Below are 5,904 nucleotides of genomic sequence, written 5' to 3' on the forward strand. Positions count from 1 at the left end.
TCATCACCGTCGGCGCCACGACCAGCACGGACGCCCGGGCGAGCTACTCCAACTACGGCTCCGTGCTGGACGTCTTCGCGCCGGGATCCTCCATCACGGCCGGCTGGAACACCAGCGACACCGCGACCAACACGATCTCCGGCACCTCGATGGCGACCCCGCACGTCGCCGGAGCCGCCGCGGTCTACCTGGCCGGCCACACCTCCGCCACACCGGCACAGGTCGCCACGGCCCTCGTGAACGGGGCGACGACCGGCAAGGTCACCGGCCCCGGCTCGGGCTCGCCCAACCGGCTGCTGCAGCTCGTCCCGTAACCGCCTCCCCGACGGTCCGGCCGTCGTGAGCACCGTGCCCCGGAGGCCGCCCCGGCTCCGGGGCACCGTGCTGTCACCGGGGCCGGCCGGCTGGGCCGCGGCGGGCGCCGAGCCCGCCTACGCACTGCTGGTGGCACCGCCGGCGCATGAGGCACGGAACGGGGACGCGGTGCGTCAGTCCTCGTCTCCGTCCGCGGCCGACAGGGCGTTGGCGACCATGCGGGTGGCGAAGTCGCGGTCGTCGGTGATGCGGTTGATGTGCTCCGCGAGCAGGAAGGTGGTGCCCTCCAGGGGCGTCAGCTCCTCCTCGGTCCAGTCTCCGTACTGCCTGCGCCACAGGTTGGGGCTCAGGCCGGTGCCCGCGGCGACGACCAGGCCGGACATGGTGGGGATGACCTCGGGAGGGAAGCTCTTGGGCATCATGCGCATCGTGGCCACGAGGTTCGGCACCACGTACTCGATGACGTCCTTGTCGTGGTCCGTGTACGCCGCCCGCAGCCACTGCATGAACATGAAGATGAGGGTGCACGCGCCGTCCAGCAGTTCATCGGCCCCCTCGGGTCCCAGGGAGTCGATGTACTGGTCGATCATCGCCTGTTGCTCGGGATCGGGGTCGGTCTTGCCGCCGTCGATCTGCTTGAGCCGGGAGTCGATCATCATGAGCGCCGCGCCCACGTCGCCGACGGGAGCGTACTGGGGGTCGCAGGGCGATGGCACAGGACTTCCTCCTCGGGTGACCGCGACAGGCAACGCGGCGTGTCCGCACAGTAGACGGCCGACGAGGCCGGCGTCAGCGAGAAGGTGAAGGTTACGGCCATCGTGGTCCGGCGACCCCGCCCGCCACGTACACTTGTTCGCCCCGCGGCCCGCCCTCGGGGTTCACACGGCCGAGGGCCGCGCCGGCAGCACGTGGTCGCCGGCCTTGTCGGTGCTCAGGCACAGCGAGCAGACGACGGCGTCGTGCGTCTGGCAGGCGGCCAGGTCGGGGCGCTCGTAGGGCTGGTGGCAGACGTGGCAGTCGTACGTCGTCGCGCTCGGGTTGCCGTCGGCGTCGAGGAGCGGCTCGTCGATGCCGTCGGTGGTGCGGCGCAGGTAGTACCTGCCCCTGGTGACGACGGCCGTCAGCGGGGTGAGGACGAAGGCGATGACGGCCGCGGCGACCGGGGAGTACGGCTGGAGCGTGTCGCCGAGGGCGTGGAAGTACAGGGCGATCGACAGACCGGAGGCGGCGACGAAGGAGACGACACCCACCGGGTTGACGGCGTAGAGCATGCCGCGACGGAACTCGGGCCGCAGCGGGGACAGTTTGAGCAGGTACTTGTTGACGCCGATGTCGGTGGCGACGGTGACGACCCACGCGATCGCGCAGTTGGAGTAGAAGCCGAGGATGCTGTTGAGGAAGCTGAACATGTCGGCCTCCATCAGCGCCAGCGCGAAACCCAGGTTGACCAGGACGAACACCATGCGGCCGGGGTAGCGGCCGGTGACGCGGGTGAAGGAGTTGGTCCATGCCAGCGAGCCGGAGTAGGCGTTCGTCACGTTGATCTTGATCTGGCTGATCACGACGAGGGCGACGGCCAGCGGAAGCACGAGCCAGGACGGCATCATCGCGTCGAAGGCGCTGCGGAACTGCTGGATGGGCTCGGGCGCGGCCTCCGGGCCGACCTTGGCGAGGATGTACACGGCGAGGAAGACACCGATGGCCTGCTTCAGCGCGCCGAGCACCACCCAGCCCGGACCGGCCATGACCACCGCGGCCCACCACGTGCGCTTGTTGGCCTCGGTCTTGGGCGGCATGAAGCGCAGGTAGTCGATCTGCTCGCCGATCTGCGCGATCAGCGACAGACACACACCCGCGCCGAGCAGTACGGAGGCGGTGTCGACGCCGCCGGTGCCGTCCGTGCCGGCGTAGGAGAGGAAGCGGTCGACCGTGCCGGGGTCGGTGGCGACGAGATAGACCAGCGGGGCGATCATCAGCACCAGCCAGACCGGCGTGGTCCACACCTGGAGCTTGCTGAGCGCCTTCATGCCGTAGATCACCAGCGGGATCACCATCAGCGTGGAGACCAGGTATCCCAGCCACAGCGGCAGCCCGAGGCCCAGTTTCAGGCCCTGCGCCATGATCGAGCCTTCGAGGGCGAAGAAGATGAAGGTGAAGCTGGCGAAGATGACGCTGGTCAGCACCGAGCCGTAGTAGCCGAAGCCGGAACCGCGGGTGATCAGGTCCAGGTCGATGTTGTAACGGGCGCCGTAGTACGCCAGCGGGAAGCCGGTGACGAAGATGACGACCGCGGCGACGGCGATCGCCACGAGCGCGTTGCCGGTGCCGTGGGCCAGGCCGATGCCCGCGCCGATGGAGAAGTCGGCCATGTAGGCGATGCCGCCGAGCGCCGTCGTGGCCACGACCATGGGCGTCCAGCGGCGGTAACTGCGCGGCGCGAAGCGGAGGGTGTAGTCCTCCAGGGTCTCCTTGGTCGCCTGACTGGCCACGGGAGCGGGACCGGCGGCCGTCTGCGGTGACTGGGTGACGGGGCCGGCGTCCGGCTGCGTATACAGCTTCGAATCCATGAGCGGACACGGTAGGAACGGCTTGTTTCCCGGAAGGCCCACGTGCGGTGAACGGCTCGTTTCGGCATCATGTGGCAAGGGCCACCCGGACGCGGTCCCCCCTGCTGGGTCGTTCGGGCGCGGCCGGGCCGGGCACCTGGGGTTCATGACCGACGACGCAAGCCGCATCCGGCTGGTGCAGACCGTGCTCGACAGCACCGACGCCCGCCGACTCGCCGAGTTCTACCGGGCGCTGCTCGGGCTCGTCTACGCCGAGGGGGACGAGCCGCCTCCCGCGGGGCAGCCGGACGAGCACGGCAGGGACTGGCTCGTCCTGCGCCGGCCCGACGGCGCACCGCAGCTCGCGTTCCAGCAGGTGACGAGCCTGCGCGCACCGGACTGGCCCGACGGCCCGGTGCCTCAGCAGCTGCACCTCGACCTGAGCGTCGCCTCCCTGGCGGAGCTGCGGAACCAGCACGAGCGCGTGCTCGCCCTCGGCGGCAGGCTGCTCAGCAACCGCGACCGGCCGGATCCCGACGACGAGGAACGCTTCCGGGTCTATCGGGACCCCGAGGGCCACCCGTTCTGCGTCTTCGTCGCGGAGCGGGACGCGTAGCCCTCCGGTGTTGCGTTCTCGTGAACACCCGGGCGATGCACGTCCCGCAGGGCCCGCCCCTCGGTGGTGAGGGGGCATGATCCATCTGTTGAGAGGTGGCAGAGCCTTGTGGACGCCGGTGGGTGGGAGTCGGGAATGAGCGGCAGGCAGTTGAAGAAGCTGGGGTTCCTCACGATCGGGCTGTTCGACGAGGCGGATCCGGGGCGCGGGCACGAGGACACGCTGCGCATCCTGGAGCTCGGGGAACGGCTCGGCTTCGACAGCGCCTGGGTGCGCCACCGCCATCTCCAGTACGGGATCGCCTCGCCGGTGGCGGTGCTCGCGGCCGCCACCCAGCGCACCAGCCGCATCGAACTGGGCACCGCCGTCACGCCGTTGGGGTGGGAGAACCCGCTGCGTCTCGCCGAGGACTGGGCGACCGTGGACATCCTGTCCGGTGGCCGTTTCAACCCGGGCGTGAGCATCGGACTGCCGACGCACTACGAGAAGGTGAAGGACGCGCTGTACCCGGACACCGCCGAGCAGGAGGAGTTCGGGTACGCGCGGGCGCGGCGCCTGCTCGACCACGTCGCGGGAGTGCCGGTCACGGACTTCAGCGGCACGGAGGGCATCGAGAGCTACTCCGACCGCGTACAGCCCCACTCCCCCGGCCTGCGGCAGCGGATGTGGTACGGGGGCGGCAGCCTGCGCTCCGCCCGCTGGGCCGGGGAGAACGCGATGAGCCTCCTCACCAGCAGCGTGGTCAAGGCCGAGGGACCCGAACAGGGCGCCGGCTCCGCGGACTTCGCCGCGATCCAGCTCTCCCTCGTCCGGGCCTTCCGCGCGGCGCACCCCGACGGGGAGGCCGCGCGGGTCTCCCAGGGGCTCGTGGTGATTCCCACCGACTCGGCCGACGCCGCACAGCGCGCCAGGTACGAGGAGTACGCCGCGCAGCGCCTCCCCCGCACCCGGCAGCCGCAGGGGCCGGCCCGTCTGCTGTTCGCGCCCGACCTCGTGGGCCCCTCCGAGTGGATCGCGGAGCGCCTGCGGGCCCACGCGGCGTACCGGGAGGTGGAGGAGGTGGCCTTCGCGCTGCCGTTCACCTTCGCCCCGGAGGACTACGAGCAGATACTGACCGACATCGCCGGGCGGCTCGCTCCCGCGCTGGGCTGGCGGCCGGCTTCCTGACGGCCGCCGCGCCTCTCAGTCGGCGGTGAAGGCGGCCACCACCAGGTCGGTCAGGAGGGCGCCCGCGGTGCCGTCGGGGTCGAGGTCGGGGTCGTAGATGGTGATGTTGAGGCCCACGCAGCGCGGGGAGCGGACCAGCGGGCGCAGCAGGGCGGTGAGTTCGCCGGGGAGCAGCCCGTCGGGGTCCGGGCTGTCGACCGCCGGCATCACCGAGGGGTCGAGCGCGTCGGCGTCCAGGTGGACCCAGAAGCCGTCCTGGGCGGTCGCCTCCAGGTCGGCGGCGGTCGAGGCGCCGAGGTCGGCGGGGTCGGCGCGGCGCAGGTCGGCGACGGTGGTGACGGGGACCTTCAGCGCGCGGAGTTCGGCGACGTCCTCGTCGTCCACGAACGCGTCCCGGGTGCCGAAGAGCCGGACGTCCTCGTCCCGGAGATAGGGCCGCAGTCCTTCGAGGTCGGTCAGGTCCTCCTGCCCGCGCCCGGTGGCAAGGGCGAGTTCCTCGCCGCCGGCGGCGCCGATCCGGTCGGAGGTACCGGGGTGGCGGAAGTCGGGGGAGGCGTCGATCGACACCAGCCCGTACCGGCCGAGGCGGCGCAGGGCGAGGGCGGCGCCGAGCTGGATGGAGCAGTCCCCGCCGAGGACCAGGGTGAAGTGACCCGCGGACACGTGGGGCTCGATGCGGTCGGCGAGGGTACGCGTGTACGCGGCGATGGCGCCGGCGTTGAAGACGCCGTCGCCCTCCTGCCAGTCGCCCCGGTCGTAGCGGGGCGGCACGACGACGCCTCCTTCGAGGGCGCCGAGCCTGCGTACGATCCCGTTGTCCCGCAGCGCCCCGGCCAGCTTGTAGCAGCCGGGGACGGTGCCGGGGGCCGGTGGGCGCAGGCCCAGGTTGGAGGGGGCGTCCATGACCATGATGCTTCGCATGACGCCATCCTCGCCGCCGGACGGACGGTCTTCAACTGGTCTTTCGCGAGGCGGCCGTTGGTCATGGGCCGGGGTCTCAACCGGGTTGAGTGGTTCCGGATGACGGGCCGGTGACCGCCTCGACCAGCTGCGGACCGTTGTTGCGGACGTTGTTGACGGCCGTGGAGACGGGTCGGGCGTCGAGCCGTCCGCCGCCGGGCTGCTCCAGGAGGTCGCGCAGTGCGCCGGTGTCCTGACGGGAGGGGTCGAGCCAGGCGTCGTAGTGCTCCTCGGCGACGGTCAGCGGCATCCGGGGATGGACGCGTCCGGCAGCGTCGGTGGCCTCCGTGGTGATGATGA

7 protein-coding genes are annotated in these 5,904 nt (G+C 71.3%); 3 read left to right on the top strand and 4 right to left on the bottom strand.

What is annotated here, in order from left to right:
* Positions 1 to 314 (top strand): S8 family serine peptidase (locus GTW67_RS12550; RefSeq protein WP_161164888.1); only part of this gene is annotated, 314 nt, incomplete at its 5' end.
* A gap of 174 nt (positions 315 to 488) precedes the next feature.
* On the opposite strand, the gene GTW67_RS12555 is transcribed toward GTW67_RS12550, so the two are convergent.
* Both GTW67_RS12555 and GTW67_RS12560 read right to left on the bottom strand, forming a co-directional pair.
* Complete coding sequence (locus tag GTW67_RS12555) at positions 489 to 1,031, bottom strand: hypothetical protein (protein ID WP_161164889.1); 543 nt, start codon at positions 1,029 to 1,031, stop codon at positions 489 to 491.
* A 162-nt stretch (positions 1,032 to 1,193) separates the two neighbouring features.
* A complete protein-coding gene (locus GTW67_RS12560; protein ID WP_237518807.1) occupies positions 1,194 to 2,882 on the bottom strand; it encodes a purine-cytosine permease family protein in 1,689 nt (562 codons plus the stop codon).
* 145 nt (positions 2,883 to 3,027) lie between these two features.
* Between GTW67_RS12560 and GTW67_RS12565 the strand changes: the two genes are divergently transcribed.
* Positions 3,028 to 3,477: a VOC family protein gene (locus GTW67_RS12565; protein WP_161164890.1), complete on the top strand. Its 450-nt coding sequence runs from the start codon at positions 3,028 to 3,030 to the stop codon at positions 3,475 to 3,477.
* Between the two features lie 135 nt (positions 3,478 to 3,612).
* Positions 3,613 to 4,644, top strand: coding sequence for an LLM class flavin-dependent oxidoreductase (locus tag GTW67_RS12570; RefSeq protein WP_161164891.1), 1,032 nt, complete (start codon positions 3,613 to 3,615; stop codon positions 4,642 to 4,644).
* 15 nt (positions 4,645 to 4,659) lie between these two features.
* On the opposite strand, the gene GTW67_RS12575 is transcribed toward GTW67_RS12570, so the two are convergent.
* Together GTW67_RS12575 and GTW67_RS12580 are read right to left on the bottom strand one after the other, a co-directional pair.
* The gene (locus tag GTW67_RS12575) at positions 4,660 to 5,565 is read right to left on the bottom strand and encodes an arginase family protein (RefSeq protein WP_161164892.1); all 906 of its coding nucleotides are present in this window, start codon (positions 5,563 to 5,565) and stop codon (positions 4,660 to 4,662) included.
* A gap of 76 nt (positions 5,566 to 5,641) precedes the next feature.
* A partial coding sequence (locus tag GTW67_RS12580) for an SOS response-associated peptidase family protein (RefSeq protein WP_161164893.1) occupies positions 5,642 to 5,904 on the bottom strand: 263 nt, incomplete at its 5' end.

The sequence above is a fragment of the Streptomyces sp. SID5910 genome (assembly GCF_009862125.1).
Classification (GTDB): Bacteria; Actinomycetota; Actinomycetes; order Streptomycetales; family Streptomycetaceae; genus Streptomyces.